This is a genomic window from Stappia sp. P2PMeth1, from assembly GCF_900185735.1.
Lineage (GTDB): Bacteria > Pseudomonadota > Alphaproteobacteria > Rhizobiales > Stappiaceae > Stappia.
The window spans coordinates 312,414-337,701 of sequence record NZ_FYAW01000017.1; the positions used below are offsets into that span (position 1 = coordinate 312,414).

Here is a 25,288-nt window from a genome sequence, read left to right on the forward strand (position 1 = left end):
CCATGCCTATAACCCCGCTCAGTCTCGCGGTGCCGCTGGCGCCGTTCCTTCATTTGACGATATGGTGCCTCCCCATGTCCGACACGACGGCAGCCTCGCTCGGCGCTCCGATGGATGACGCCAACGCTCGCATCGCGGCCGACCGCCGGGCGATCCGGCTCTGGCTTTATGCGATCTGCGTGCTGATCTTCGCCATGATTGTCGTCGGCGGCGCGACCCGTCTTACCGATAGCGGCCTGTCGATCACCGAGTGGAAGCCGATCCACGGCGTCATTCCGCCGCTTTCCGTTGCCGAGTGGGAGGAGGAACTGGAGAAGTATCGCCAGATTCCCGAATACCAGCTCATCAACAAGGGCATGTCGCTGGACGAGTTCAAGTTCATCTTCTGGTGGGAGTGGGGACATCGCCTGCTCGGCCGGGTGATCGGCGTTGCCTTCTTCGTGCCTCTCGTATGGTTCTGGTGGCGCGGGCGCATCGAAAAATGGCTGCTGCCCTGGCTGGTCGGGGGCTTCGTACTCGGCGGCATGCAGGGCGTCGTCGGCTGGTGGATGGTGGTCTCCGGGCTTGCCGAGCGTGTCGACGTCAGCCAGTACCGCCTTGCCACCCATCTGACGCTTGCCTGCCTGATCTTCATCTATCTCTTCGCGCTCGCCCGCTATCTCGCGCAGGTTCCGGTCGATCGCGAGGCCGCCGCCCGGCCGCAAGGGGCGCGGCCCTTCGTGGGAACGGCAAAGCTCCTGCTGGCCCTGCTGGTGCTGCAGATATTCCTCGGTGGTCTGGTGGCCGGGCTCAAGGCCGGGCTTTCCTTCAACACCTGGCCGCTGATGGACGGCGCCCTCATCCCCTCCGGCCTGTGGCTTATGACGCCGGCCTGGATCAATCACTTCGAGAACGTGCTGACCGTGCAATTCCAGCACCGCCTGACCGCTTATCTGATCGTCGGATTCGCGCTATGGGCCATGTGGGCGGTCTATCGCTGCGAAACCGCCCGCCATCTGCGCGGCGCGGCGCATGCCGTGCTGGTCGTCCTCCTCGTCCAGATGGTCATCGGCATCGCCACCCTGCTTGGCCATGTGCCGTTCTGGCTGGCGCTTACCCATCAGGGCTTCATCGTCGCGGTGATGATCGCCGCCGTGGAGTTCTGGGTGCGGGCGCGTTTCAGCGAGGCCCTTCGCACGTGATGGTGCCGGCGCAGATATGAAAAAGCCGGGCGACATGCCCGGCTTTTCCGTTCTTCACACCGCTTTTCGATCAGACCGCGGCCAGTGCCTGGTCGAGATCGGCAATGATGTCCTCGACATCCTCGAGGCCGATCGACAGACGGACGACGTCCGGACCGGCACCGGCCGCCGTCTTCTGCTCGTCGGTGAGCTGACGGTGAGTGGTCGAAGCCGGATGGATGATCAGCGAGCGCGTATCGCCGATATTGGCGAGATGCGACAGGATCTGGCAGTTGGAAACGAGCGCGACGCCCGCCTCGTAGCCGCCCTTGACCCCGAAGGTGAAGACCGCACCTGCACCCTTCGGCATGTATTTCTGCTGTTTGGCATGGTTGGGGTCGCCCGGCAGGCCGGCATAGGACACCCAGGCGACCTTGTCGTGACCGGCCAGGTGCTGTGCCACCTTGAGCGCGTTGTCGCTGTGGCGCTGCATGCGCAGCGGCAGCGTCTCGATGCCGGTCAGGATCATGAAAGAGTTCATCGGCGAGATCGCCGGACCGAGGTCGCGCAGGCCGAGCACGCGGCAGGCGATGGCGAAGGCGAAGTTGCCGAAGGTCTCGTGCAGCACCATGCCGGAATATTCCGGGCGCGGCTTCGACAGCATCGGATAGCGGTCGGTCGACGACCAGTCGTAGCTGCCACCGTCGACGATCACGCCGCCCATCGAGTTGCCGTGTCCGCCCATGAACTTTGTCAGCGAGTGCAGCACGATGTCAGCGCCGTGCTCGATCGGCCGGCACAGATACGGGGTCGCCAGCGTGTTGTCGACGACGAGCGGGATGTTGCGGGCCTTTGCGACCTTCGAGATCGCCTCGATGTCGACCACGACGCCGCCGGGATTGGCGAGGCTCTCGACGAAGATCGCGCGGGTGCGGTCGTCGATCAGCGCGGCGAAACTCTCCGGATCCTGCGCGTCAGCCCACTTCACTTCCCAGCCAAAGCTCTTGAATGAGTGGTTGAGCTGGTTGATCGAGCCGCCATAGAGCTTGTTGGCGGCGACGATGTTGTCGCCCGGCGTCATCATCGTGTGGAAGGCAAGCAACTGCGCCGAGTGGCCCGACGCCACCGCAAGCGCCGCCGTGCCGCCTTCCAGGGCCGCGACGCGCTCTTCCAGAACAGCCGTCGTCGGATTGGTGATACGGGTGTAGATGTTGCCGAAGGCCTGCAGCCCGAACAGCGACGCGGCATGGTCGACATCGTCGAAGACGAAGGACGTGGTCTGGTAGATTGGCGTCACTCGCGCGCCGGTCGACGGGTCGGGCTGCGCGCCGGCATGGATCGCCAGCGTCGAAAAACCGGGAATGCGGTCGCTCATGAATTCCTCCTAGACTGCAAGCGGCGGCATACTGGCCGATGCCCGCGAGGAGGTCAAAGGAAAGCGATTTCGTTTCAGGGATCTGAGGAGAATGGGTTTTGCGAAACGCGGCTCCCCGCGCGCTTCAGTCTCCGTCGCAGCCGCCTGCGTCGGCATCTGATGGGCCCGCGTCATAGCCGATATGATAGGAGCGCTCTCCCCGTCTTCCGGTGGCGATCATCGCGAAGCCGGCGATGACAAGCACCATGATCGCTCCCAACAGGGCGAGCGTAAGGGGGGAGGCAAGGGGTGCGAGCAGCGTTTCCATACCCTCCTTTTAGGGGAGGGAGGGAAAGATTCCCTGAATCTCGCCGTTAGCTTCAGTCCTTCCGCAGCCCGCGGTGCTGGAAGCCGCCTTTCAAGGCCGGACGCTTTGCCGACAGGGTGCGGGAATTGACGCCGGTCCAGCCGATTTCGCCCGACAGGCGACCATACTCGATCTTCGGGCAGCGGTTCATGACGACGCGCACGCCGGCGGCCTCCGCCAGGCTGGCCGCTGCGTCGTTTCTGACCGAAAGCTGCATCCAGATGACTTTTGGTAGAGGGGATAGCTGCAGCGCTTCCTGCGTCACGGCGAGCGCGGCGTCCGAATTGCGGAAGACGTCAACCATGTCGATGGGCGATGGCACGTCCGCGAGGCTGGCATAGACCTTCTGCCCGAGGATCTCCTTGCCGGCATGACCGGGGTTGATCGGGAAGACCTCGTAGCCCTTCGACAGCATGTATTTCAGCACGAAATAGGAAGGCCGGACGGCGTTGGGGCTCGCGCCGACCATGGCGATGGTCTTCACGTCGTCGAGGATCGCCCGGATATACGCATCCGGATAGGTGTCGTGCTGGATCTTGCTCACGGTCTCTCTCATTCGCCGCTCCACTGGGGCGTCCGCTTTTCGATGAAGGCGCCGATGCCTTCCTCCGCATCGCGGGCCAGCATGTTCTCCACCATGACCTGGGCGCAATGGCGATAGGCGTCGGCGAGCGACATCTCCGCCTGGGCGTAGAAGGCTTCCTTGCCGATCTTCAGCGTCAGCGGCGACTTGGAGGCGATGGTCTCCGCGTATTTCGCCGTCACCTGGGCGAGGTAATCGGCCGGCACGACCCGGTTGACGAGGCCGAATTCGCGCGCTGTCGAGGCGTCGATGATCTCGCCGGTGAGCAGCATCTCCATCGCCTGCTTGCGCGAGACGTTGCGCGACAGGGCCACCATGGGAGTGGAACAGAACAGGCCGATATTGACGCCGGGCGTGCAGAAGCGGGCGCGGTCGCTGGCGATCGCCAGGTCGCAGGACGCGACAAGCTGAAGCCCCGCAGCGGTTGCCATGCCGTCGACCTCGGCGATCACCGGCTTGGGGTGCGTGACGATGGTCTGCATCAGCCGGGCGCAGCGGTTCATCACCTCGGTGAAATAGATGCGGCCGCGATCCGAGTGGCTGCGGGCGGCGGTCATCTCCTTCAGATCGTGGCCGGCGCAGAAGACTTGACCTTCGGCACGCAGCAGGATCACCCGGACGGCGGCATTCTCGGCTGCGGCGTCGAGCGCGTCCTGCAGCGCCGCCATCATCTCTTCGGAGAGCGAGTTGCGTCGCTCGGGCCGGTTCAGCGTCAACCGCAGTACTCCCAAGGACAGGTCCTGGGCGGTCGGCTCACTCTCGCTGGTCGCCGCAGCTTTTGCCGCTGTTGCATCGGTCATGGCGCTTTCTCCCTGTTTGACCTCGTTATAGGGCAAGCCGCAGGCCCGACAAAGCGGACCTTCGTTCCCCCTGGCACTTGTCGCTTTTTCCGGCTTACGTTAACGAAAGCGTCAAAACAGCAAGGCCTCCAGGGAAGGAACCGGATCCGTGCAGCCGATCATGACCGTAGCCGAGCTCAACGCATTTCTGGATCGCGAGTTTCCGCAGATCCATGCGGACGGCCGCATCTACGAAATCGAGGCGGTGACGCCGGGCGAGGCGGTCTTGTCCGTGAAGGCTACGGACAAGCATCTGCGGCCCGGGGGAACGATCTCCGGGCCGACCATGATGGCGCTCGCCGATCTCGCCGCCTATGCGGTGATCCTGGCGCATATTGGTCCCGTCGCGCTGGCCGTCACCACCAATCTCAACATGAATTTCCTGCGCAAACCCGAGCCCGGCGACCTTGTCGGCACCTGTCGGCTGCTGAAGCTCGGCAAGCGCCTTGCCGTCACCGAATGTGGCATTGCCGGCCGGGCAGGGGGCGACCTGGTGGCCCACGCAACAGCCACCTACTCGATTCCGCCCCGCTGACGGGCGGAAAAGCCTTCGATTTTGTGTGGTATATATATACCGTTTTTGTAATGCATTGTTTTTAATGATATATTTTTGGAGATGACGTTTTTAAGTGCATTGACAGTGCCTGCGAAGCCGCGTACATCCTCCGCCGACAGGAAGCGGGCCCGTTTCGGGGCCCGTTTTGCTTGACCTCGGGTGATCCGCACTGATCGCGGCGCCCGCGACCAAAGACGGACCACAGCGATGAAGACCTATTCTGCCAAGACGGCCGAGGTCGAGAAGAAGTGGATCTTGATCGACGCAGAAGGCGTTGTCGTCGGCCGCCTGGCCGCCTTCATCGCCAACACGCTGCGCGGGAAGACCAAGCCGACCTTCACGCCTCATATCGACTGCGGTGACAATGTCATCGTGATCAACGCCGACAAGGCGGTGCTGACCGGCAAGAAGTACTACGACAAGAAGTACTACTGGCACACCGGCTTCCCCGGCGGCATCAAGGAGCGCACCGCCCGCGCCATTCTCGAGGGTCGTTTCCCCGAGCGTGTGCTTGAGCAGGCTGTGAAGCGCATGATGCCGGGTGGTCCGCTGAGCCGCGCCCAGCTCAAGAATCTCCGGATCTATTCCGGTGCCACGCATCCGCATGAGGCCCAGTCGCCGGTTCCGGTCGACTTCAAGGCTTTCAACGCGAAGAACGACGGAAAGAGGGCCTAATCCATGGCTGAGCTCCAGTCCCTCGAAGATCTCGGCGGCGCTCTGGGCACTGCCCAAGCCGAAGCCCCGGTGCATGTCCAGAAGCTGGACGCCCAGGGCCGCGCCTACGCCACCGGCAAGCGCAAGGACGCCATCGCGCGCGTCTGGATCAAGCCCGGCACCGGCAAGATCACCATCAACAAGAAGGACTACTCCGCGTATTTCGCGCGTCCGGTCCTTCAGATGATCCTGCGCCAGCCGATCGTCCTGACCAACCGCGACGGCCAGTATGACGTCATCGCCACCGTGTCCGGCGGCGGTCTGTCCGGCCAGGCCGGCGCGCTGCGCCACGGCATCTCCAAGGCTCTGACCCATTACGAGCCGGAACTGCGCGGCATCCTCAAGAAGGAAGGCTTCCTGACCCGCGACAGCCGCGTCGTGGAGCGCAAGAAGTACGGTCGCCGGAAGGCGCGCCGGAGCTTCCAGTTCTCCAAGCGCTGATCTTTACCGATCACCTTGCGATATTCGACGGCCCGCCCTTGGCGGGCCGTTTGCGTTTGAGGTTGGGTCACCCTTTGCGTGACGACAACAGGATGCTGGTTTCGGAACCGGCGATGCCGTCGAGCAAGCGGACGGTGGAGAGCAGCCGATCGAACGCCTCCAGCGTGTCGGTTTCCAATTCCGCGACCACATCCCAGCGACCGTTGGTCGTGTGCAGCGCGCGGACTTCCGGAAAGCCCTGCAGCCGCCGCACCACCGATTCCGCCCGGTGCCCCTCTACCTCGATCATCATGATCGCCCGCACCCGCCCGCCCGCCTCGTGGCTGCGCAGGCGAACGGTGAAGCCTTGAATGACGCCGGTTTCCGTCAGCCGGTCGATACGGGCCTTCACCGTTGCCCGCGACACGCCGAGATCGGCGGCAAGCGAGGCGACAGGAAGCCTCGCGTCGTGGCGCAACAAGGCAATGAGTCGGCGGTCCAGGTCGTCCATCTTATCACTTTGCTAGGTAGATCTTATCAGATCGTCGGATCATACCGACAATCTGACGAATTTTCACCTGTTCGCTCACTCTTCATGCGGACATCATCCATCCTGAGCTACGCTGTTGCTGACGGTCGCTGGATCCATTCGCCCGGCGGATCGTTGATGGATGAAACAGCAAGGCAGGAGGCAGACGCATGTCGACGGACAGGACCCAACCGATTGCACTTCTCGGCGTACCGCTTGAGGCCGGCACAGGGCGACGCGGCGCGGCGATGGGGCCGGCTGCCCTGCGCGTCGCGGGGCTCGCCGAGCGGCTCGAGGCACTCGGCTGGTCCGTCAAGGATTTCGGCGACGTGACGCAGCTTGCCCTCAAGACGATTGCTCCGCTTCACCTGCCGGGCAAGGCGCATGTGCCGGAGGTCGTCGCTTCCTGGGTGCGGCCGCTGGCGCGCGAGGCACGGCGTCTTTGCGACGAAGGCTATCTGCCCGTGTTCATGGGCGGCGACCATTCGCTCTCCATGGGATCGCTGTCGGGCGTCGCCAGCTACTGGCAGGAGAAGGGGCGGCCGCTCTATGTGCTCTGGCTGGACGCCCATGCCGATTTCAACACGCCGTCCATCTCGCCCTCCGGCAATCTGCATGGCATGTCATTGGCGCTCGCTGCCGGCGAGGAGGAGTTGTTCCCCGTGATGGGGGACGCTCCCCGGGCGGTCGTGGATCCGTCCCGCATGTGCGTCTTCGGCGCCAGGTCGATTGATCCGCAGGAGCGCGAACTGCTGCGCCGCCGTGGTGTCACCGTTTGCGACATGAGGCAGATCGACGAGAACGGTGTCTCCCTTCTTATGCGTGACTTCCTGAAGAAAATCAGTCAAGACCACGGCGTTCTTCACGTATCGCTTGATGTGGACTTCCTCGATCCCGGCATCGCGCCCGGCGTCGGAACCACAGTGCCGGGCGGCGCCACCTATCGCGAGGCGCATCTGGTGATGGAACTGCTGGAGGATGCCGGCGTCACCGTGTCGCTCGACATCGTCGAGCTCAACCCTTTCCTCGACGAACGCGGCCGCAGTGCCATCGCGCTCGCCGAACTGGTCGCCAGCCTCTTCGGCCAGGACGTCATGGACCGCCCGACCCAGGCTTTTGCCTGACGCTGCCCAATCAATGGAGACGAATGTGACCCGCCTGCCCGAAGACTATATCGCCGCCGAACACCAGCTCGGAGCGCATAACTACAAGCCGATCGACGTCGTGCTCACCCGCGGCGAGGGCGTCTGGCTGTGGGACGTCGACGGCAACCGCTACATGGATTGCCTTGCGGCCTATTCGGCGGTCAATCAGGGACATTGCCACCCGAAGATCCTTGCGGCCATGACCGAACAGGCAGCGAAGCTGACGCTGACCTCGCGCGCCTTTCGCAACGACCAACTGGCGCTTCTCTACGAAGATCTGGCAAGGCTCACGGGAGCTCACAAGATCCTGCCGATGAACTCCGGCGCCGAAGCCGTGGAAAGCGCCGTCAAGGCAGTGCGGAAATGGGGATATGAGGTCAAGGGCGTACCGCGGGAGAAGGCCGAGATCATCGTCTGCGCCAATAACTTCCATGGCCGTACCCTCGGCATTGTCGGCTTCTCGACCGATCCGGTGGCGCGTACCGGCTTCGGCCCCTTTGCGCCGGGGTTCCGCGTCGTACCCTTCGGCGATGCCGATGCGTTGGAACAGGCGATCACCCCGAACACCGTCGCTTTCCTCGTCGAGCCGATCCAGGGCGAGGCCGGCATCCTGATCCCGCCGGCCGGCTATTTCGCCCGTGCCCGCGAGCTCTGCACCGCGCATAACGTCACGCTGATCCTCGACGAGATCCAGACGGGACTGGGGCGGACCGGCAAGTTGCTGGCCGAGGAGCACGAAGGCATCGAAGCGGACGTCACGCTGGTCGGCAAGGCGCTGTCCGGCGGCTTTTATCCGGTGTCGGCCGTGCTCTCCAACTCGGAAGTGCTGGGCGTCCTGCAGCCGGGCGAGCATGGTTCGACCTTCGGCGGCAATCCGCTTGCCTGTGCCGTGGCCCGCGCCGCGCTCAAGGTGCTGGTCGAGGAAGGCATGATCGAAAACGCCGAAAGGCAGGGGCAACGCTTCATCGAGGGCCTGCGCTCGATCCGCTCCAACGCGGTGCGCGACGTGCGCGGGCGCGGCCTGATGCTGGCCGTTGAGCTTCATCCCGAGGCTGGCGGCGCGCGCGGCTATTGCGAGGAACTGAGGGCCCAGGGGATCCTGGCGAAGGACACCCACGACCATACGATCCGCATCGCTCCGCCGCTGGTGATCACGGCCGACCAGGTCGACTGGGCGCTGCAGCGCTTCGACACGGTGCTGACGCGCGCCGCCCACTGAAGCGGTTGCGTGCCAGCGCGTGTTGGCGGCCCTGAACGAGGTGAACGGTCACGATGCCGTGCGGCGATCGAGATCCTGGCGCGAGGCGTTGTCGTTGTCGGGAACGACAGTCCAGGAACGATAGACCGGATGGGCGTCGCGCATCCGGTCGTAGAGCGCCACCATGCCTGCAAGGAACGCGATCTTCGCCACGTAGGTCACGATAGTGCCGGCGATGAGCACCGGCAGGTTCTGTGTGAAGGCGCCCCACATGCCCATCGCGAAGCCGACCGCAGTCGCCAGCGACAGCAGGATGGCTCTGCGGTTGTCGTCGGTCGGGATCGGTACCACGGCCCGGTTGAGCCAGACCCGCTCGCCGAAGGTGGCGCGTGCGTGCCAGGTGTTCAGCCGGCGCGGCGGCGGAAAGATGCGCGGGTTGAGCCACAGCCACAGACAGACGGTGGCGATCGACAGGCCGGCCAGCGGCCAGCCGAACCAGCCATGCGACCAGACGGCGAGATAGAGCAGGGGCAGAGTGGCAAAGCGTGTCCACACGCTCCAGCCGCTCGCGTGCCGGAGCCAAACGTCCGCATCCATGCCAAGCATGCGCAGACGTCCGGCATTCATCGGCCGATAGACCGAATAGCGCCCCGATCCCGGCCGTGTTCTGGCCTGTTGCCTCATCTCTTGTGTCTCTCGCGGACCCGGGCGACTAGCCCCTGCCAGGGGATGCGCGGGTGCGGGCCAAGCGTTTCCTCAAGCTTGGAAGTCTAGCGCAGGTGGCCGCCGCGTGCCACCGGGGATGCCCGATATGGTTTCGAAAAGCTGCAGCTTCAGGAAAGCGTCTTGACGTAGCTGCCCGGTGCATCCTCGATGATCTTGACCCTGTTGGCGCCGGGTTTGCGGGCTTTTGCGGTATTGCCGTCGAGCTTGCGGATCCAGCCGTCCCAATGTGGCCACCACGACCCGGGGTGCTCCTTCGCCTTGGCGAGCCAGTCCTCGTAGACCCCCTTGGGGCGCGCGCCGGTCCAGTATTGGTACTTGTTCCTGGCGGGTGGATTGACGACGCCTGCAATGTGCCCGGATCCCGACAGCACATAATCGACAGGTCCACCGAAGCACTGCGATCCGACGAACACCGATTGCGGCGGAGCGATATGGTCCTCGCGGGTGGCAAGGTTGTAGATCGGGATCTTCACCTTGCCAAGGTCGAGCTTTTCGCCGCCAATCTCCATCGTGCCCTTGCTGAGCCGATTTTCCAGGTAGCAGTTGCGCAGGTAGAATGAGTGGTTCGCCGCCGGCATGCGGGTGGAATCGGAGTTCCAGTACAGCAGGTCGAAGGGGAAGGGCTCGCGGCCCTTCAGATAGTTGTTGACCACATAGGGCCAGATCAGGTCGTTGGAGCGCAACAGGTTGAAGGCCGAGGCCATTTTCGAGCCTTCAAGATACCCCTTCTCCCCCATGCGCCGCTCCAGCGCCTGGATCTGCTCTTCGTCGACAAAGACCTTCAGGTCGCCCGCATGGGTGAAATCCACCTGCGTGGTGAAGAAGGTGGCGCTGGCAATGCGATCATCGCCCGTTGCCGCCATATAGGCGAGCGTCACGCCCAGCAGCGTTCCGCCGACGCAATAGCCGATGGCGTTCACCTGCTCCTCGCGCGTCGCCTTTCGGATCACGTCGAGCGATTCCAGAATGCCCTCGCGCATATAGTGCTCGAAGCTTTTCTGCGCTTGTTTCTCGTTGGGATTCACCCAGGAGATGACGAAGACCGTATGTCCCTGGTCCACCGCCCATTTGATGAACGACTTCTCGGGGGTCAGGTCGAGGATGTAGTACTTGTTGATCCAGGGCGGCACGATCAGCAGCGGCCGCTTCAACACCGTCTCGGTCGTCGGCGTGTACTGGATCAACTGGCGCACGTCGTTCTGCGCGATGACCTTGCCCGGCGTCAGCGCCAGGTTGGTGCCGACGCGGAACTTGGTCGGATCGGACTGGCGGATCTTCAAGTCGCCCTTGCCGGCCTCGATATCCTCGGCCAGCAGCTTCATGCCGCGCACGAGGTTCTCGCCGTTCGACTCCAGCGTTTCGCGCAGCAGTTCCGGATTGGTCAGCACGAAATTCGACGGCGACAGCGCATTGGCGATCTGCTTGACATAGAAATCCGCCTTGTGGCGGGTGTGCTCGTCGAGATCCGCCGCCTCGACCACCATCTGCTCGGCCCATTGCGAGGTGATGAGATAGAGCTGCTTCACGAAATCGAAGAACTGGTTCTCGCTCCATTCCGGATCGCCGAAGCGCTTGTCGCGCGGGTCCGGGCTCGCGGCGGGGGCGGCCTGCTCTCCCATCATTCGCTTCAGGGACGAGTTCCACAGGTCGATATATTTGCCCCAGAGCCGCGTCTGCGCTTCCAGCGCACGCTGCGGGTCGGACATCCAATATTCGCCGACCTGCGCCAGGGTCTTGAAGATCACCGTCAGTTCGTCGCTGGTCTCGGGCTTGATCTCGCCCTTTTCGCGCGGCTCCACATAGGCCGCCATGGCGCGCCCGGCATTCTCGATGATGCGTCCCAGGTTCTGCGCAAAAGCCTCCGGATTCTTGACGATATATTGCAACAGCGGACTGGTCTTCTCGTCAGTCATCCCTGGCGTATCCTCCACTTCGGGTCCCGGTCGTCTTTGTGTCCGCAACCCAGGCGGGTCTTGGCGGACCTCATTTGCGGCCTTCGTTTGCACCCCGTGTCCGCTTGACCCCATAATAGTTCTTCATGACGCAAGACTGACAAGTTGGACAAGGCGCTTACAATGTCGTACGTCCCGGTCAGCTTGCAAGCGGTGACATTCGCGAAATTCGTGCAGGACCACGGTTACATGCGTGCAACGGTCTTCACCACTGTTTTGACCTCGGCGCTTCTCGCCGGGTGCGCTTATGCGCCCTCCGGTACGCTGGTCGACGCTCTGGAGCCGGAAGGCGTCTCCCGCAGCGGCATGATGGCGCCCGCGACCACTGCGCGTGTACCCTCGCCGGAGGTCGCGATCCCCGGCACGGGCTTGCCGGCCGCGACGCCTCCGGTCGCCTACGGGCCGACGGGGACGATCGAAGGGGTGGGGCAGGGCGCTGCGGTTGCGGCGCCGATCCGCAGCCCCGATGGGCTGCTCACCGAGGATGCGGCGGCGGCAACCCGGACCCGTCTCCAGGAGATTGCCCGCTCGCGCGGCGGGGCATCCCGTCCGGCAAACTCCAGTAGCGTCATCCAGCTCAAGAAGCTTGGCGAAAGCCACGGTGCCCGTGCCATTTCCGAGATCGAGGCGGACGGCAGCAGCGATTGATCCCGCTTCGTAAGGCAGCCGGCGTCTTCGGTCGCAGCAGGCGCGGATATTTTGGCGCGCAGGCCTTTTTGCCGATGCGCGGCGGCGCGGCCACTGGTATGTAGCCGGCGTTCGGCGTCGTGCACAGGCCGATGCCGCATATGCGCCCGGACGAGAGGCGCGCGCAGACCACGCTTTGCGGGTGAGGATTGGACCATGGAAGAGTTCTACCAGACGCGGCGCTTGCCGCCCTATGTCTTCGAACAGGTCAACCGGCTCAAGGCGAAGGCACGCGCGGCAGGCGCAGATATCATCGATCTCGGCATGGGCAATCCTGACCTGCCGACGCCCAAGCACATCGTCGACAAGCTCACCGAGACCGTCCAGAATCCCCGGACCCATCGCTATTCGGCGTCCAAGGGCATTCCCGGGTTGCGGCGGGCGCAGGCGGCCTATTACGAGCGCCGGTTCGGGGTGAAGCTCAACCCGGAGACCCAGGTCGTCGCGACCCTCGGCTCCAAGGAAGGCTTCGCCAACATGGCGCAGGCGATTTCCGCGCCGGGCGATGTGGTGCTGGTGCCCAATCCCAGCTATCCGATCCACGCCTTCGGCTTCCTGATGGCCGGCGCGGTGCTGCGGTCGATCCCGTCCGAGCCCGGACCGGAGGTGTTTCACGCGTTGGAGCGGGCGCTGATCCATTCGGTCCCCAAGCCGATCGCGATGATCCTGTGCTATCCGGCCAATCCGACGGCCTATGTGGCCGATATCGAGTTCTACCGCGATGTCGTCGCCTTCGCGAAGAAGCACGACATCTTCGTGCTCTCCGATCTCGCTTATTCGGAGATCTATTTCGGCTCGACGCCGCCGCCCTCGGTCCTGCAGGTGCCGGGTGCCATCGATGTGGCGGTGGAATTCACCTCGCTGTCGAAGACCTTCTCCATGCCCGGCTGGCGGATGGGCTTTGCCGTCGGCAACGAGCGGCTGATCGCCGCACTCGCCCGGGTGAAGTCCTATCTCGATTACGGCGCCTTCACGCCGATCCAGGTTGCGGCCTCCGCCGCGCTGAACGGGCCGGACGACTGCATCGTTGCGGCGCGCGAGACCTATCGCAAGCGGCGCGACATCCTGGTCGAGTCCTTCGGCCGCGCCGGGTGGGAGGTGCCCGCGCCGGAAGCGTCCATGTTCGCCTGGGCGCCGATCCCGGAGAAGTTCCGTCACCTCGGTTCGCTGGAGTTCTCCAAGCTGCTGATCGAGCATGCCGACGTCGCCGTCGCCCCCGGTCTCGGTTTCGGTGAGTATGGCGACACCCATGTCCGCATAGCTCTGGTGGAAAACGAGCAGCGCATCCGCCAGGCGGCGAGAAGCCTGCGTCGCTTCCTTGAAACGGCGGACGAAAAATTGCACAACGTCATCCCCATCGGAGCCTCGGGTTAAGGGCGTGTCGCGTCTTGCGGCGCGCCACTCCTCAAACGGATCGCGATCTTCATGAAAGCTGAATTGCGCGTCGGCGTCGCCGGCCTAGGAACGGTTGGTGCCTCTCTCGTCCGCCTGCTTGGCCGCAAGGCAGACACTTTCGCCGCCCGTTGCGGTCGTCCCGTCACCGTCACCGGCGTCTCGGCGCGCGATCGCTCCCGTGATCGCGGCCTCGACCTGTCCGGCATCGTCTGGCATGACCGGCCGGAGGACCTCGCTGTTTCACCGCAGATCGACGTCTTCGTCGAACTGATCGGCGGCGACAGCGGCCCGGCCGAGACGAGTGTCCGCGCCGCTCTGGCCGCCGGCAAGCATGTCGTCACCGCCAACAAGGCGTTGCTCGCCCGCCATGGGGTGGAACTGGCCCGTCTTGCTGAGGAGAACGGCGTCAGCCTGGCTTTCGAGGCGGCGGCAGCCGGCGGCATCCCGGTCATCAAGGCGGTGCGCGAGTCGCTCGCCGGCAACGACATTTCGCGCGTCTATGGCATTCTCAACGGCACCTGCAACTACATCCTGACCCGGATGGAGCAGGAGGGGCTCGACTTCTCCGCATGCCTCGCCGACGCCCAGCGCCTTGGCTATGCCGAGGCGGATCCGACCTTCGACATCGAAGGCTTCGACACGGCCCATAAGCTGGCGCTGCTGACCTCGCTTGCCTTCGGCAGCGAGATCGACGTCGATGCAATCTACATAGAGGGCATTTCCTCGATCACCCGCGCCGATATCGAGGCGGCAGGCGAACTCGGCTACCGCATCAAGCTCCTGGGAGTTGCCCAGAAGACCGACAGCGGCATCGAACAGCGCGTGCATCCGACCATGGTGCCGCGTGCCTCGGCCATCGCCCGCATCGACGGGGTGCTGAATGCGGTCGCCATCGACGGCGACGCGGTCGGCGAAGTCGTGCTGGTTGGGCCCGGTGCCGGCGGCAACGCCACTGCCTCGGCGGTGCTGGGCGACATCGCCGACATCGCCCGGGGCCTTGCCATTCCTGCTCTCGGCCGCCCGGTCGGCAGGCTCTCGCCCTACAAGGCGGCGCGCATGCGTATGCATGAGGGCGGCTACTACATCCGCCTTGCGGTCTATGACCGTCCCGGCGCCTTCGCCGAGATCGCCCGGATCATGGCCGGCGAGGGAATCTCGCTGGAGTCCATCGTCCAGCGCGACCGAACCCGCCGCGTCGGCGACCAGACCCCGCACGGCGACACTCCGCAACCGGTGATCCTGATCACCTATGAAACCACCGAGGCCGCGGTGAAGCGGGCGCTCGCGACGATCTCCGCGCAGAATGTCGTCGCCGGCACCCCGCAGCTCATCCGCATCGAGAAACTCGGCTGACCGAACCGCCCCGCCAAGCGCCTTTCGAGGAAACCTGATGCCCAGCACCGCAGACCTTCACAGCGAAGCACTCGACCGTATCCTGACCCTGGAACTTGCCCGCGTCACCGAGCGTGCGGCCGTTGGCGCTGCCCGCCTGCGCGGCCGCGGCGACGAGAAGGCGGCCGACCAGGCCGCGGTCGATGCCATGCGCCGGGAGCTGAACCGCCTGCCGATCGACGGCACGGTGACAATCGGCGAGGGCGAGCGTGACGAGGCGCCGATGCTCTATATCGGCGAGAAGGTCGGCACGGGCGAGGGACCGGCGGTCGACATCGCCCTCGATCCGCTCGAGGGTACAACGATCTGCGCCAAGAACCTGCCGAACTCGCTGGCCGTGATCGCGATGGCGCCGAAGGGCGGTCTGCTCAACGCGCCTGACAGCTATATGGAAAAGATCGCCATCGGTCCGGGCTATCCGGCCAATCTGGTCGATCTCGACGCGCCCGTGGCCGACAACATCAACGCGCTGGCCAAGGCCAAGGGCGTGCCGGTCGCCGAGATCACCGCCTGCGTGCTCGACCGTCCGCGCCACGCCCGGCTGATCGAGGATCTGCGCGCCACCGGCGTCGCGGTGCGTCTGATCGGCGACGGCGACGTGGCCGGCATCATTCATACGACCGATCCGGACGAGACAGGTATCGACATCTACATGGGCATCGGCGGCGCGCCGGAAGGCGTCCTGGCGGCGGCAGCGCTGCGCTGCATTGGCGGCCAGATGCAGGGGCGTCTGGTGATCACCCGCGACGAGCAGGTCGAGCGGGCCCACCGCATGGGCATCGACGACATCCACCGCAAGTACACGATGGAAGAGATGGCGCGCGGCGAGGACGTCCTCTTCGCCGCAACCGGCGTCACCGATGGCAACTTCCTGCAGGGCGTGCGCTTCGGGCGCGGCGAGATCACCACGCACACGGTGGTGATGCGCGCGGCGACGGGCACGGTGCGCTATATCAAGGCGCGCCACACCCAGCTCGACAAGTTCCACCTCGATTGAAGGACGGAGGCTGATCCCGCCAGATGCCCGGCATCGACCAGACCGACCTGACGGATGACGGGCGCCGCCGCGTTCTCGGCGTTGCCCGCTCCGCCGGCGAGCGGACCTGGCGGGAGCGGCTGACACAGGGGCAGGGCGCGACGGCGCTGGCGATCGCGCAACGTCTCGGCGTTCCGGAAGTCGTCGCACGGGTGATGGCCGCCCGCGATGTCCAGCTTGAGGCGGCCGAGCGGTTTCTCGACCCGACCATCAAGGACCTGATGCCGGATCCTCTGTCGTTGCGCGACATGGAACCGGCCGTCGCCCGCGTCGCCGATGCAGTGGCCGCCGGCGCGCGCATTGCGATCTTCGGCGATTACGATGTGGACGGCGCCACTTCGTCCGCGCTGCTGTCGCGCTATCTTGCCGCCATCGGCATCGCCAGTCGCATCCATATTCCTGACCGCATCATCGAGGGCTACGGTCCTAATGGACCGGCCATCCGTATGCTGCGGGAGGAGGGGGCGGGGCTGCTGGTCTGCGTCGATTGCGGCAGCGTTTCCTTCGAGGCCTTCGCCGAGGCCCGCGCTGTCGGCCTCGATGTGGTGGTGCTCGACCACCATCAGGTCGGCGAGGAACTGCCCGCCACAGCCGCGCTGGTCAATCCGAACCGGCAGGACGATCTCTCCGGCCTCGGCCATCTTGCCGCCGTTGGCGTCACCTTCCTCTTTCTCGTCGGTCTCAATCGCGAGCTTCGCCGCCGCGGCCTCTTCCGCGCCAGGCGCGAGCCGGACCTGCTGGCGCTGCTCGATCTCGTCGCCGTCGGCACGGTCTGCGACGTGGTGCCGCTGAAAGGTCTGAACCGCGCCTTCGTCCGCAAGGGGCTGCTCGCGATGCATGGCCGGGCCAATGCCGGCCTTGCCGCGCTTGGCGACGTGTCGCGCGTCCACGGCCGGGCGACGCCCTATCACCTCGGCTTCATGATCGGCCCGCGCATCAATGCGGGCGGACGTATCGGCGATGCCGCACTCGGCGCGCGGCTGCTCACCACCGACGATATGGACGAAGCCCGCGCGATCGCCGAGCGGCTCGACGGGTTGAATGCCGAGCGTCAGGCCATCGAGGCGGAAATGCTGCTGGAGGGCGACGCCCAGGCCACGGTCGCCCTTGAGCGGGACGATCCGGCAGTGCTCCTGACCGGCTCGCCGGACTGGCATCCCGGTGTCGTCGGCCTCGTCGCCGCGCGCCTCAAGGAACGCTACCGCCGTCCGGCCTTCGCCATTGCCTATGATGTCGACGGCAAGGGAACCGGCTCCGGACGGTCCATTCCCGGTGTCGACCTTGGCGCCGCCGTCCGCCGCGCCGTCGACGAGAGGATCCTGGAAAAGGGCGGCGGGCATGCCATGGCCGCTGGCCTCACCGTACGCCGCGAGAGGCTGGACGACCTTGCCGCCTTCATGCAGACAGCCCTTGCCGAGGATGTCGCCGCCGCACGCTCGGCAACTGAGTTGAAGATCGATGGCGCCCTGACGGCGGGAGCGGCCAGTGCCGATCTGCTGCATATGCTGGAGACCGCCGGCCCGTTCGGTGCCGGCCATCCCGAACCGGTCTTCGCCTTTCCCAGCCATCGCGTCACCTTCGCCGACACGGTCGGCAAGGGCCACGTCCGCCTGACGCTCGCCGATGGTGGCGGCAGCACGCTGAAGGCCATCGCCTTCAAAGCCGCCGACACACCGCTCGGCCAGGCGATCCTGGGCGGGCGTGGCGGCGCGCTGCATGTTGCCGGGGCGTTATCCCTGGACACCTGGCAGGGCCAGGAGCGGGTGCAACTGCGCGTGATCGACGTCGCCGACCCGCAGCGTTCGAGACTGTAAGCGCATCCGAGGCGGAATCTTCTGCCCATCGGCATTTCCTGCCCTGTTAAGGAAGGCGAAACCCCGCCCGCGCTAGCGTGCGCCAGGATGGAATTGCGGGATGGAATCATGTCACCTCGGGCCCAGTTGCGTCATTTGATGGCCGAAGTCGATACTGCTGCCGACAACGCGGAACGGGCGCTGCGGCGCCTGCAGGCGCAGGGCGTCACCGCCGTGGCGCCGGAGCGTGCGCCCGCTGTGACCCCGCTGCGCGCGGGTCTCATTCTCGTCAGCCTGCTGATGGCGGCCAAGGTTATCATCTCCAACGACTGAGCTTGCGCTCGTCGCCGGTATTTTTGATCGCCGGCGCAAATTGTCGCCTTGATTGTGGCAGTCGATGGGGCCAGCATCCGGCTCCATGAACACGCCTTCCTCTCCCGACACCTTCCGCCTTGCGCTTTGTGCCTTCAATCTCGGCCAGGGCGGTCGCAGCCGCGAGGATTTCCTCGCCGGCATCTCGCAACGGCTCGCCCGCGCCCATGCCCAGGGCGCCGAGCTCCTGGTACTTCCCGAATATCTGAGCGAAGCCTTTCTCGCCTGGAAGCCGAAAGGCCTGAAACCGACATCGGAACTCGCCTTTATGGCCGGTGAGGCCGAAGCCCTGATGCCCGACCTGAAGGCTCTGGTTGCCGAACACGCGGTCACCCTCGTGGCGGGCTCCATGCCGGCAGCCGATGGCCGGGGCGGCTTCGTCAACCGTGCCGTCGCATTGATCGCCGACGGTCGGAGCATCTCCCACGACAAGCTGGCATTGACGCCTTTCGAACTGGACCGCGAAAGCTGGTATGTCACGCCGGGCGACAGGGTGATCCGCTTCGAGGTCGCCGGCCTGTCGATGATGATGCTGATCTGCCTCGACGTCGAAATGCCGGCGCTCTCCTGCCTGATCGCCCGCGAGGCGCCAGACCTTCTCATCGTGCCCTCAATGACATCAAGCCTCGCCGGCTACAACCGGGTGTTCGGCTGTGCCAAGGCGCGCGCGGTCGAACTCATGTGCTCGGTCGCCGTTTGCGGCGTTGTCGGCGCCTCGCCCGGCACGACCCAGAACGACAGCAACGTTTCGGGCGCGGCGCTCTATGTGCCGTGCGAGCCGTCGCTCGGCTATCGCGGCGTGGTCGCGGAAATCGCTCCTGTGGGCGGCACGCGCGGCGAAGAGCCGTTCCTGGTTGCCGATGTCCCGGTCGCGGCGATCCGGGCATTGCGCGCGGGCGGCGCCGAGGTCTGGCCGGGCCACTGGTCGGCCGATCACATCACCCTGTCCCGCGAGTGACCGTCATGAGCGCTCCCGATATTTCCGCGTCGTTTCGGGGCGACCGGGCGACTGGCGTTCTCCTGCTGCTGGCCGGCCTTTCCGGCGGACTAGGCGTCGCCCTGTCGGCGATGGCAGCGCATGTGCCGGGCGGCGAACTGCTGTCGAGCGCGGCCAACATGCTGCTGTTCCATGCGCCGGCCTTTCTGGCGCTGGCGGCGCTGGCGGCGCTGCGTGCCACCGGTCCGCGCGGCGTTCTTGCGGTCGCAACGCTCGCGCTTGCAGTTGGTCTTGCGCTGTTCGCCGGGGATCTGACCTCGCGGGTGATGCTGGGTGATCGGCTGTTCCCGATGGCGGCGCCGACGGGCGGCAGCTTGATGATCCTCGGCTGGGCGGGCATCCTGCTGGCTGGAGCCGTTCGGCTGGTGAGAAGGGCCTGACCTGCGGTCTTTTGCCACTGTCGCGCATGCGACGCAAAGCCTCGACGGGATGTCGTTTTTCCGCAAGACCGGCCGCCGGATCGGTTGCACAACAGAGCGGATGGCGCGCAGACGTGGCCTGTCGGCGACCGGCATTCCGCCTCCGCATGAGCCGCCACCGGCAAGAGGACCGCATGACACGTTTCTCCTTCTGGGACCTGGCCTTGAAGGCCCTCAACGCCCATCAGGACTGGGGCCACCAGTGGCGCAAGCCCGATCCGAAACCGGAGTATGACGTTGTCATCATCGGCGCCGGCGGTCATGGTCTTGCCACCGCCTATTATCTCGCGAGCGAACACGGCATCACCAACATCGCCGTGCTGGAAAAGGGCTGGCTCGGTGGCGGCAATACGGGCCGCAACACCACCATCGTGCGCTCCAACTATCTCTGGGAGGAGAGCGAGGCGCTCTACGACCACGCGATGGACCTGTGGCAGGACCTGTCGCAGAAGCTGAACTACAACGTGATGTACTCTGCCCGCGGCGTCATGATGCTCGCCCATACGGTGCATGACATCCAGGTCTTCAAGCGTCACGTCCACGCCAACCGCCTCGCCGGCGTCCAGAACGAGTGGCTGAGCGCGGAGGAGGCCAAGGCGTTCTGCCCGCCGCTCAACATCGGTCGCAACATCCGCTATCCGGTTCTGGGTGCAGCGCTCCAGCGCAAGGGCGGCGTTGCCCGTCACGACGCGGTCGCCTGGGGCTATGCGCGCGGCGCCGACCAGCGCGGCGTCGACATCATCCAGAACTGCGCCGTGACCGGCATTCGCCGGCACCCGGATGGTTCGGTCGCCGGGGTCGAGACCTCGCGCGGGTTTATCGGTGCCAAGAAGATCGGCGTCGTTGCCGCCGGCCATACCTCGGTCGTCATGGACATGGCCGGCGTGCGGATGCCGCTGGAATCCAACCCGCTGCAGGCGCTGGTGTCCGAGCCGGTGAAGCCCTGCTTCCCCTGCGTGGTCATGTCCAACACGGTGCACGCCTATATCTCGCAGTCGGACAAGGGCGAGTTGGTGATCGGCGCCGGCACCGACCAGTATGTCTCCTACAGCCAGACCGGCGGGTTGCAGATCACCACGCACACGGTTGATGCGATCTGCGAACTGTTCCCGATGTTCCGCCGCATGCGCATGATGCGCAACTGGGGCGGCATCGTCGACGTCACGCCGGATCGCTCGCCGATCATCGGCAAGACCCCGGTGCCCGGCCTTTATGTCAATTGCGGCTGGGGCACCGGCGGGTTCAAGGCGACACCCGGTTCCGGCCACGTCTTCGCCCACACCATCGCGCGCGACGAGCCGCACCCGATCAACGCCCCCTTCACGCTGGACCGGTTCCGCACCGGCCGGCTCATCGACGAGGCGGCTGCCGCCGCCGTCGCGCATTGAGGCCCGACATGACGCATCAGGCAGTGAATCTTGCCGGGAAGCTCGCTCTGTTCTCCGAACACTGGTCGCCCAAGATCGTCGGCTCGTTCAACGGTCACGACCTCATGGTGGTGAAGGTCAAGGGAGAGTTCACCTGGCATTCGCACCCCGACACCGACGATTTCTTTCAGGTGTTGTCGGGCCGGTTGACCATTCGGATGCGCGACGGCGATGTCACGCTCGGGCCCGGAGAACTGTTTGTCGTGCCCAAGGGCGTCGAGCATTGCCCGGTCGCCGAAGTTGAAACCCACCTGTTGCTGATCGAGCCTTCCGGGACGCCGAACACCGGCGATCCGGAGACCGCGGCACACAAGACCGAGATCTAGGGGCGAGCCGATGCTTCTGATCCACTGCCCCTGCTGCGGCGTCGACCGTCCCGAAATCGAGTTCCGCTATGGCGGCGAGGCGCATATCGCCCGTCCCGTGCAGCCGGCCGATTTCGACGATCGTCAATGGGCCGAGTTTCTCTACATGCGGACCAACCCAAAGGGCGTGATGGCCGAGCGCTGGCGCCACGTCCATGGCTGCGGCCGCTTCTTCAATGCGCTGCGCGACACGGTGAGCGATCGCTTCATCGCCGTCTACAAGACCGGCGAACCACGGCCCGACCTTTCCGCGACCGGCGGGGAGGGCGGAAGATGACCCGTTCCTTCCGCACCTCGAAAGGCGGGCGCATCGACCGCGCCGTGCCAGTGACCTTCACCTTCGACGGCAGGACGCTCACCGGCCGGGCCGGCGATACGCTTGCCTCGGCCCTGCTTGCCAACGGCATCCATCTGGTCGGCCGCTCCTTCAAGTATCACCGCCCGCGCGGCATCCTCACCGCCGGCTCGGAAGAGCCCAATGCGCTGGTCGGGGTCGCGAAATCCGCGGCGGCGGCCGCGGCCGGCCAGAGCGTGCCGAACCTGCGCGCCACCCAGGTCGATATCCACGAGGGGCTGGTGGCGGTCAGCCAGAACCGCTGGCCGTCGCTCGGCTTCGATATCGGCGCGGTCAACGACCGTCTCTCGCCGCTTTTCGTCTCCGGCTTCTACTACAAGACCTTCATGTGGCCGAAGAGCTTCTGGAACCGGGTCTATGAGCCGTTCATCCGGGCGGCTGCCGGCCTCGGCAAGGCGCCGACCGCACCGGATCCGGATCGCTACGCCAACCGCTACGCGCATTGCGATGTCCTCGTCGCCGGCAGCGGCCCGGCGGGCCTTGCCGCCGCGCTCGCCGCTGCCCGCGCCGGCGCGCGGGTGATCCTGGCCGACGAGCAGGCCGAACCGGGCGGCTCGCTGCTGCATGAGGCGGGGGCCGAGATCGAAGGCCAGCCCGCCACCGCATGGGTATCGGCCGTGATGGCCGAACTTGCCGGCAACGACCGGGTCACCCTGCTGCCGCGCACCACCGTCTTCGGCTATTTCAACCAGAACTTCGTCGCCCTGGCCGAGCGCGTCACCGACCATCTCGCCAGTCCCGACCCGTCGCTGCCGCGCGAGCGCCTGTGGCAGGTTCGTGCCCGTCAGGTGGTGCTCGCCACCGGGGCGATCGAGCGACCGCTGGTCTTCCCGGAGAACGACCGTCCAGGGATCATGATGGCCGAAGCCGGCCGCATCTACGCCAACCGCTACGGCGTTCTGCCGGGCCGTGCGATTGCGGTTGCCACCGCCTGCGACAGCGCCTGGCGCGCCGCCTTCGATATCGCAGCGCTCGGCGGCAATGTGGTTGCGATCCTCGACATGCGCGGCGAGGTCGATCCGCTGCTGAAGGAGCGTGCCCGCGCGCTGGCGATCCGGGTGGAAACCGGCTGCACGGTGACCGGCGTCAAGGGATCGAAACACGTCCAGGGCGTCCTCCTCGGCCGCCTCGTCGGCGAGACGGTGTCGTCCGCCGGCAGTCTCGCCTGCGACTGCCTGCTGATCTCCGGCGGCTGGACGCCCAATGTCAGCCTGCATTCGCAGGCGCGGGGCAAGCTCGACTGGAATCCCGAAAAGGGCGCCTTCCTGCCGGGCGATCCGGTGCAGGCGCAGCGTTCGGCCGGCAGTTGTCGCGGCATCGACGGTCTGGCGCTGGTGCTCGCCGACGGCGCGCGTGCGGGCGCCGAGGCGGCCGAAGCCGCGACCGGAAGCCCGGCGGATGTCCCGACCTTCTCTGCCAGCGGAGGCGACGCGTCGACCGGATGGTGGCTCGGTGCCGTGCCGCATGATCGCAACCCGGCTCGCGTACGCGCCTTTGTCGACTTCCAGAACGACGTCACCGCCAAGGACGTGAAGCTCGCCGTGCGCGAGGGCATGCATTCCATCGAGCATATCAAGCGCTACACCACGACCGGCATGGCGACCGATCAGGGCCGCCTGTCCAACATGAATGCGCTGTCGATCGCCTCCACGGCGCTGGCCAACGAGATCCCGCAGGTCGGTCTCACCACCTTCCGCCAGCCCTACACGCCGGTGACCTTCGGCACGTTGGCGACGACCTCGCGCGGCGATCTGTTCGATCCCGTCCGCCGGACGCCGATCCACGATTGGGCGGCGGCGAAAGCCGCGGCGTTCGAGGACGTCTCGCTGTGGAAACGCGCCTGGTACTTCCCCAAAAGCGGAGAAGACATGCATGCCGCGGTGCTGCGCGAGTGCCGCACCGTGCGCGAGAGCGTCGGTCTCTTCGATGCCTCGACCCTCGGCAAGATCGAGGTGGTCGGACCCGACGCGGCGGAGTTCCTCGAGCGCATCTACACCAATCCGTGGAAGAAGCTCGGCATCGGACGCCTGCGCTACGGGCTGATGCTCAACGAGGCGGGCTTCATCATGGATGACGGCGTCGTCGGCCGTATCAAGGAGGACTGTTTCCACGTCACCACCACGACCGGCGGCGCGCCGCGCGTCCTCGCCCATATGGAGGACTATCTCCAGACCGAATGGGCTGACCTGAAGGTCTGGCTGACCTCCACCACCGAACAGTGGGCGGTGATCGCCGTGCAGGGGCCGAAGGCGCGCGAGGCGATTGCCCCGCTTGTCGACGACATCGACCTTGCCACCGAAGCGATGCCGCACATGTCGGTGCGCGAGGGCCATGTCATGGGGGGCATTCCCTGCCGCCTGTTCCGTATGAGCTTCACCGGCGAGGCCGGCTACGAGATCAACGTGCCGCCGTCTCGCGCGCGCCAGGTCTGGGAGGCGGTTTTCGCCAATGTCGAGCGGCTTGGCGGCTGCGCCTACGGCACCGAGACGATGCACGTCCTGCGCGCCGAGAAGGGCTATATCATCGTCGGCCAGGAGACCGACGGAACGGTGACGCCGGACGATGTCGGCATGGCCTGGGCCATCGGCAAGGCAAAACCCGATTTCGTCGGCAAACGTTCGCTCGCGCGTCCGGATCTCGTCGCGCCGGGCCGCAAGCAGCTCGTCGGTCTGCTGACCAGGGACGGCAGGGCATTGTTGGAAGAGGGCGCCCAGGTCACGGCGGAGGCCGATCCGGCGCCGCGCACGTCCGCACTCGGCCATGTCACCTCGTCCTACATGTCGGCCGCTGCCGGTCGGCCCATCGCGCTCGCGATGATCGCCAACGGCCGTGCCCGCCACGGCGAGATCCTGCATGTGCCGATGCCGAATGGCGCGATTGCCGTCGAGGTGGTCCCGCCGCTCTTCGTCGATCCGGAAGGAAGCCGGCTCAATGTCTGACACCTTGTTTCATGCGCCCGCCGAGGCCCTTGCTCTGCCGCCGCTTGCCGCTGCCGGCACCAGCCTTCACCGCGCCGGTCCGCTGGTCCGCTTCGTGTTCCGGGGCGATGCCGGCGCGGCAGCGAAAGCCGGGGAGGCATTCGGCGTGTCCTTGCCGCAGACGCCGCTTGCGGCCGGCAGGGCAGGTGATCGCGCTGCGCTCTGGCAGGGGCCGGACGAATGGCTTCTGCTCGCCCGTCCGGCCGCCGACGGACCGCAGGCTGTCGATGGGCTCGCCCGCAGTCTTGCCGGCGAGCTTGCCGCCGTGCTCGGCGACACGCCGCACTCGCTGGTCGACGTGTCGGAGCGCAACATCGCGCTGCTGCTGGAAGGGCCGGGTGTTGCCGACCTTCTCAACGCGCATGTCTTCCTCGATCTCGACCCCGTCGCCTTTCCGGTCGGCATGGTGACACGCACGCTCTTCACCAAGGCAGAGATCGTGCTGTGGCGCACCGGCAGCGACAGGTTCGTCCTGGAGTGCTGGCGCAGCTTCGCCCCTTACGTTGAGGGACTGCTGGCGGAGGGGTGA

General features: G+C 65.7%; 26 protein-coding genes. 19 read left to right on the forward strand and 7 right to left on the reverse strand.

Annotated features, from left to right (window positions below):
• The first annotated feature begins 74 nt into the window (after positions 1-74).
• The gene (locus P2PM1_RS10435) at positions 75-1,181 is read left to right on the forward strand and encodes a COX15/CtaA family protein (protein WP_186399003.1); all 1,107 of its coding nucleotides are present in this window, start codon (positions 75-77) and stop codon (positions 1,179-1,181) included.
• Positions 1,182-1,251: 70 nt separating this feature from the next.
• On the opposite strand, the gene P2PM1_RS10440 is transcribed toward P2PM1_RS10435, so the two are convergent.
• The 4 genes from P2PM1_RS10440 to P2PM1_RS10455 form a co-directional block, all read right to left on the reverse strand.
• Positions 1,252-2,535: an O-acetylhomoserine aminocarboxypropyltransferase gene (locus P2PM1_RS10440; protein WP_186399004.1), complete on the reverse strand. Its 1,284-nt coding sequence runs from the start codon at positions 2,533-2,535 to the stop codon at positions 1,252-1,254.
• 124 nt (positions 2,536-2,659) lie between these two features.
• Positions 2,660-2,842 (reverse strand): hypothetical protein, encoded by a 183-nt coding sequence (locus P2PM1_RS10445; protein ID WP_186389537.1) that lies wholly within the window; start codon positions 2,840-2,842, stop codon positions 2,660-2,662.
• 52 nt (positions 2,843-2,894) lie between these two features.
• Positions 2,895-3,416, reverse strand: coding sequence for a CoA-binding protein (locus P2PM1_RS10450; protein WP_186399068.1), 522 nt, complete (start codon positions 3,414-3,416; stop codon positions 2,895-2,897).
• Positions 3,417-3,433: 17 nt separating this feature from the next.
• Entirely contained in the window at positions 3,434-4,264 is an 831-nt protein-coding gene (locus P2PM1_RS10455; protein WP_186399005.1) for an enoyl-CoA hydratase, read from the reverse strand.
• 160 nt (positions 4,265-4,424) lie between these two features.
• Here P2PM1_RS10455 and P2PM1_RS10460 point away from each other — a divergent pair, with 160 nt between their 5' ends.
• The 3 genes from P2PM1_RS10460 (at position 4,425) to rpsI (ending at position 6,014) form a co-directional block, all read left to right on the forward strand.
• On the forward strand, positions 4,425-4,838 hold the full coding sequence (locus tag P2PM1_RS10460; RefSeq protein WP_186399006.1) for a PaaI family thioesterase: 414 nt from the start codon (positions 4,425-4,427) through the stop codon (positions 4,836-4,838).
• A 228-nt stretch (positions 4,839-5,066) separates the two neighbouring features.
• On the forward strand, positions 5,067-5,534 hold the full coding sequence (rplM, locus tag P2PM1_RS10465; RefSeq protein WP_120268039.1) for a 50S ribosomal protein L13: 468 nt from the start codon (positions 5,067-5,069) through the stop codon (positions 5,532-5,534).
• A gap of 3 nt (positions 5,535-5,537) precedes the next feature.
• Entirely contained in the window at positions 5,538-6,014 is a 477-nt protein-coding gene (gene rpsI / locus P2PM1_RS10470; protein WP_186389534.1) for a 30S ribosomal protein S9, read from the forward strand.
• A 67-nt stretch (positions 6,015-6,081) separates the two neighbouring features.
• On the opposite strand, the gene P2PM1_RS10475 is transcribed toward rpsI, so the two are convergent.
• A complete protein-coding gene (locus P2PM1_RS10475) occupies positions 6,082-6,504 on the reverse strand; it encodes an Lrp/AsnC family transcriptional regulator (RefSeq protein ID WP_186389533.1) in 423 nt (140 codons plus the stop codon).
• Between the two features lie 188 nt (positions 6,505-6,692).
• Between P2PM1_RS10475 and rocF the strand changes: the two genes are divergently transcribed.
• Together rocF and rocD are read left to right on the forward strand one after the other, a co-directional pair.
• On the forward strand, positions 6,693-7,646 hold the full coding sequence (gene rocF / locus P2PM1_RS10480; protein ID WP_186399007.1) for an arginase: 954 nt from the start codon (positions 6,693-6,695) through the stop codon (positions 7,644-7,646).
• Between the two features lie 25 nt (positions 7,647-7,671).
• Positions 7,672-8,886, forward strand: coding sequence for an ornithine--oxo-acid transaminase (gene rocD / locus P2PM1_RS10485; protein WP_371636615.1), 1,215 nt, complete (start codon positions 7,672-7,674; stop codon positions 8,884-8,886).
• 48 nt (positions 8,887-8,934) lie between these two features.
• Here the strand turns inward: rocD and P2PM1_RS10490 are convergent, their stop codons facing one another.
• Both P2PM1_RS10490 and P2PM1_RS10495 read right to left on the reverse strand, forming a co-directional pair.
• Positions 8,935-9,549: a DUF6653 family protein gene (locus P2PM1_RS10490; RefSeq protein ID WP_208985237.1), complete on the reverse strand. Its 615-nt coding sequence runs from the start codon at positions 9,547-9,549 to the stop codon at positions 8,935-8,937.
• A gap of 149 nt (positions 9,550-9,698) precedes the next feature.
• Positions 9,699-11,504: an alpha/beta hydrolase gene (locus P2PM1_RS10495; protein WP_186395759.1), complete on the reverse strand. Its 1,806-nt coding sequence runs from the start codon at positions 11,502-11,504 to the stop codon at positions 9,699-9,701.
• A gap of 228 nt (positions 11,505-11,732) precedes the next feature.
• Between P2PM1_RS10495 and P2PM1_RS10500 the strand changes: the two genes are divergently transcribed.
• The 13 genes from P2PM1_RS10500 (at position 11,733) to P2PM1_RS10560 (ending at position 25,288) form a co-directional block, all read left to right on the forward strand.
• Complete coding sequence (locus P2PM1_RS10500; RefSeq protein WP_186399009.1) at positions 11,733-12,191, forward strand: hypothetical protein; 459 nt, start codon at positions 11,733-11,735, stop codon at positions 12,189-12,191.
• Positions 12,192-12,386: 195 nt separating this feature from the next.
• Positions 12,387-13,604 (forward strand): LL-diaminopimelate aminotransferase, encoded by a 1,218-nt coding sequence (locus P2PM1_RS10505; RefSeq protein WP_186389528.1) that lies wholly within the window; start codon positions 12,387-12,389, stop codon positions 13,602-13,604.
• Positions 13,605-13,655: 51 nt separating this feature from the next.
• A complete protein-coding gene (locus P2PM1_RS10510; protein WP_186389527.1) occupies positions 13,656-14,978 on the forward strand; it encodes a homoserine dehydrogenase in 1,323 nt (440 codons plus the stop codon).
• 37 nt (positions 14,979-15,015) lie between these two features.
• Positions 15,016-16,014 carry a class II fructose-bisphosphatase gene (gene glpX, locus P2PM1_RS10515; RefSeq protein WP_186399010.1) on the forward strand — a complete coding sequence of 333 codons (999 nt, stop codon included), beginning with the start codon at positions 15,016-15,018 and terminating at the stop codon, positions 16,012-16,014.
• Between the two features lie 23 nt (positions 16,015-16,037).
• Complete coding sequence (gene recJ, locus P2PM1_RS10520) at positions 16,038-17,867, forward strand: single-stranded-DNA-specific exonuclease RecJ (protein ID WP_186399011.1); 1,830 nt, start codon at positions 16,038-16,040, stop codon at positions 17,865-17,867.
• Positions 17,868-17,975: 108 nt separating this feature from the next.
• The gene (locus P2PM1_RS10525) at positions 17,976-18,179 is read left to right on the forward strand and encodes a hypothetical protein (protein WP_186389524.1); all 204 of its coding nucleotides are present in this window, start codon (positions 17,976-17,978) and stop codon (positions 18,177-18,179) included.
• Between the two features lie 85 nt (positions 18,180-18,264).
• Positions 18,265-19,176 carry a nitrilase-related carbon-nitrogen hydrolase gene (locus P2PM1_RS10530; RefSeq protein ID WP_186389523.1) on the forward strand — a complete coding sequence of 304 codons (912 nt, stop codon included), beginning with the start codon at positions 18,265-18,267 and terminating at the stop codon, positions 19,174-19,176.
• A gap of 5 nt (positions 19,177-19,181) precedes the next feature.
• Positions 19,182-19,595 (forward strand): DUF423 domain-containing protein, encoded by a 414-nt coding sequence (locus tag P2PM1_RS10535; RefSeq protein WP_186399012.1) that lies wholly within the window; start codon positions 19,182-19,184, stop codon positions 19,593-19,595.
• 173 nt (positions 19,596-19,768) lie between these two features.
• Positions 19,769-21,022 carry a sarcosine oxidase subunit beta family protein gene (locus tag P2PM1_RS10540; RefSeq protein ID WP_186399013.1) on the forward strand — a complete coding sequence of 418 codons (1,254 nt, stop codon included), beginning with the start codon at positions 19,769-19,771 and terminating at the stop codon, positions 21,020-21,022.
• 8 nt (positions 21,023-21,030) lie between these two features.
• Positions 21,031-21,387, forward strand: a complete 357-nt coding sequence (locus tag P2PM1_RS10545; RefSeq protein ID WP_186389520.1) for a cupin domain-containing protein — start codon at positions 21,031-21,033, stop codon at positions 21,385-21,387.
• A gap of 10 nt (positions 21,388-21,397) precedes the next feature.
• Complete coding sequence (locus P2PM1_RS10550) at positions 21,398-21,703, forward strand: sarcosine oxidase subunit delta (protein ID WP_186395751.1); 306 nt, start codon at positions 21,398-21,400, stop codon at positions 21,701-21,703.
• Entirely contained in the window at positions 21,700-24,720 is a 3,021-nt protein-coding gene (locus P2PM1_RS10555; RefSeq protein WP_186399014.1) for a sarcosine oxidase subunit alpha family protein, read from the forward strand. Before P2PM1_RS10550 ends, P2PM1_RS10555 begins: the two co-directional genes overlap by 4 nt.
• Positions 24,713-25,288 carry a sarcosine oxidase subunit gamma gene (locus P2PM1_RS10560; protein WP_186399015.1) on the forward strand — a complete coding sequence of 192 codons (576 nt, stop codon included), beginning with the start codon at positions 24,713-24,715 and terminating at the stop codon, positions 25,286-25,288. Before P2PM1_RS10555 ends, P2PM1_RS10560 begins: the two co-directional genes overlap by 8 nt.

Coding starts and splice junctions, on each gene's coding strand:
- P2PM1_RS10555 (WP_186399014.1), top strand. CDS start 21,700: ATGACCCGTTCCTTCCGCACCTCGAAAGGCGGGCGCATCGACCGCGCC.
- rocF (WP_186399007.1), top strand. CDS start 6,693: ATGTCGACGGACAGGACCCAACCGATTGCACTTCTCGGCGTACCGCTT.
- P2PM1_RS10530 (WP_186389523.1), top strand. CDS start 18,265: ATGAACACGCCTTCCTCTCCCGACACCTTCCGCCTTGCGCTTTGTGCC.
- P2PM1_RS10495 (WP_186395759.1), bottom strand. CDS start 11,504: ATGACTGACGAGAAGACCAGTCCGCTGTTGCAATATATCGTCAAGAAT.
- rpsI (WP_186389534.1), top strand. CDS start 5,538: ATGGCTGAGCTCCAGTCCCTCGAAGATCTCGGCGGCGCTCTGGGCACT.
- P2PM1_RS10445 (WP_186389537.1), bottom strand. CDS start 2,842: ATGGAAACGCTGCTCGCACCCCTTGCCTCCCCCCTTACGCTCGCCCTG.
- P2PM1_RS10500 (WP_186399009.1), top strand. CDS start 11,733: ATGCGTGCAACGGTCTTCACCACTGTTTTGACCTCGGCGCTTCTCGCC.
- P2PM1_RS10460 (WP_186399006.1), top strand. CDS start 4,425: ATGACCGTAGCCGAGCTCAACGCATTTCTGGATCGCGAGTTTCCGCAG.
- rplM (WP_120268039.1), top strand. CDS start 5,067: ATGAAGACCTATTCTGCCAAGACGGCCGAGGTCGAGAAGAAGTGGATC.
- P2PM1_RS10560 (WP_186399015.1), top strand. CDS start 24,713: ATGTCTGACACCTTGTTTCATGCGCCCGCCGAGGCCCTTGCTCTGCCG.
- P2PM1_RS10435 (WP_186399003.1), top strand. CDS start 75: ATGTCCGACACGACGGCAGCCTCGCTCGGCGCTCCGATGGATGACGCC.
- P2PM1_RS10545 (WP_186389520.1), top strand. CDS start 21,031: ATGACGCATCAGGCAGTGAATCTTGCCGGGAAGCTCGCTCTGTTCTCC.
- P2PM1_RS10475 (WP_186389533.1), bottom strand. CDS start 6,504: ATGGACGACCTGGACCGCCGACTCATTGCCTTGTTGCGCCACGACGCG.
- P2PM1_RS10540 (WP_186399013.1), top strand. CDS start 19,769: ATGACACGTTTCTCCTTCTGGGACCTGGCCTTGAAGGCCCTCAACGCC.
- P2PM1_RS10505 (WP_186389528.1), top strand. CDS start 12,387: ATGGAAGAGTTCTACCAGACGCGGCGCTTGCCGCCCTATGTCTTCGAA.
- P2PM1_RS10455 (WP_186399005.1), bottom strand. CDS start 4,264: ATGACCGATGCAACAGCGGCAAAAGCTGCGGCGACCAGCGAGAGTGAG.
- P2PM1_RS10490 (WP_208985237.1), bottom strand. CDS start 9,549: ATGAGGCAACAGGCCAGAACACGGCCGGGATCGGGGCGCTATTCGGTC.
- glpX (WP_186399010.1), top strand. CDS start 15,016: ATGCCCAGCACCGCAGACCTTCACAGCGAAGCACTCGACCGTATCCTG.
- recJ (WP_186399011.1), top strand. CDS start 16,038: ATGCCCGGCATCGACCAGACCGACCTGACGGATGACGGGCGCCGCCGC.
- P2PM1_RS10550 (WP_186395751.1), top strand. CDS start 21,398: ATGCTTCTGATCCACTGCCCCTGCTGCGGCGTCGACCGTCCCGAAATC.
- P2PM1_RS10535 (WP_186399012.1), top strand. CDS start 19,182: ATGAGCGCTCCCGATATTTCCGCGTCGTTTCGGGGCGACCGGGCGACT.
- P2PM1_RS10525 (WP_186389524.1), top strand. CDS start 17,976: ATGTCACCTCGGGCCCAGTTGCGTCATTTGATGGCCGAAGTCGATACT.
- P2PM1_RS10510 (WP_186389527.1), top strand. CDS start 13,656: ATGAAAGCTGAATTGCGCGTCGGCGTCGCCGGCCTAGGAACGGTTGGT.
- P2PM1_RS10440 (WP_186399004.1), bottom strand. CDS start 2,535: ATGAGCGACCGCATTCCCGGTTTTTCGACGCTGGCGATCCATGCCGGC.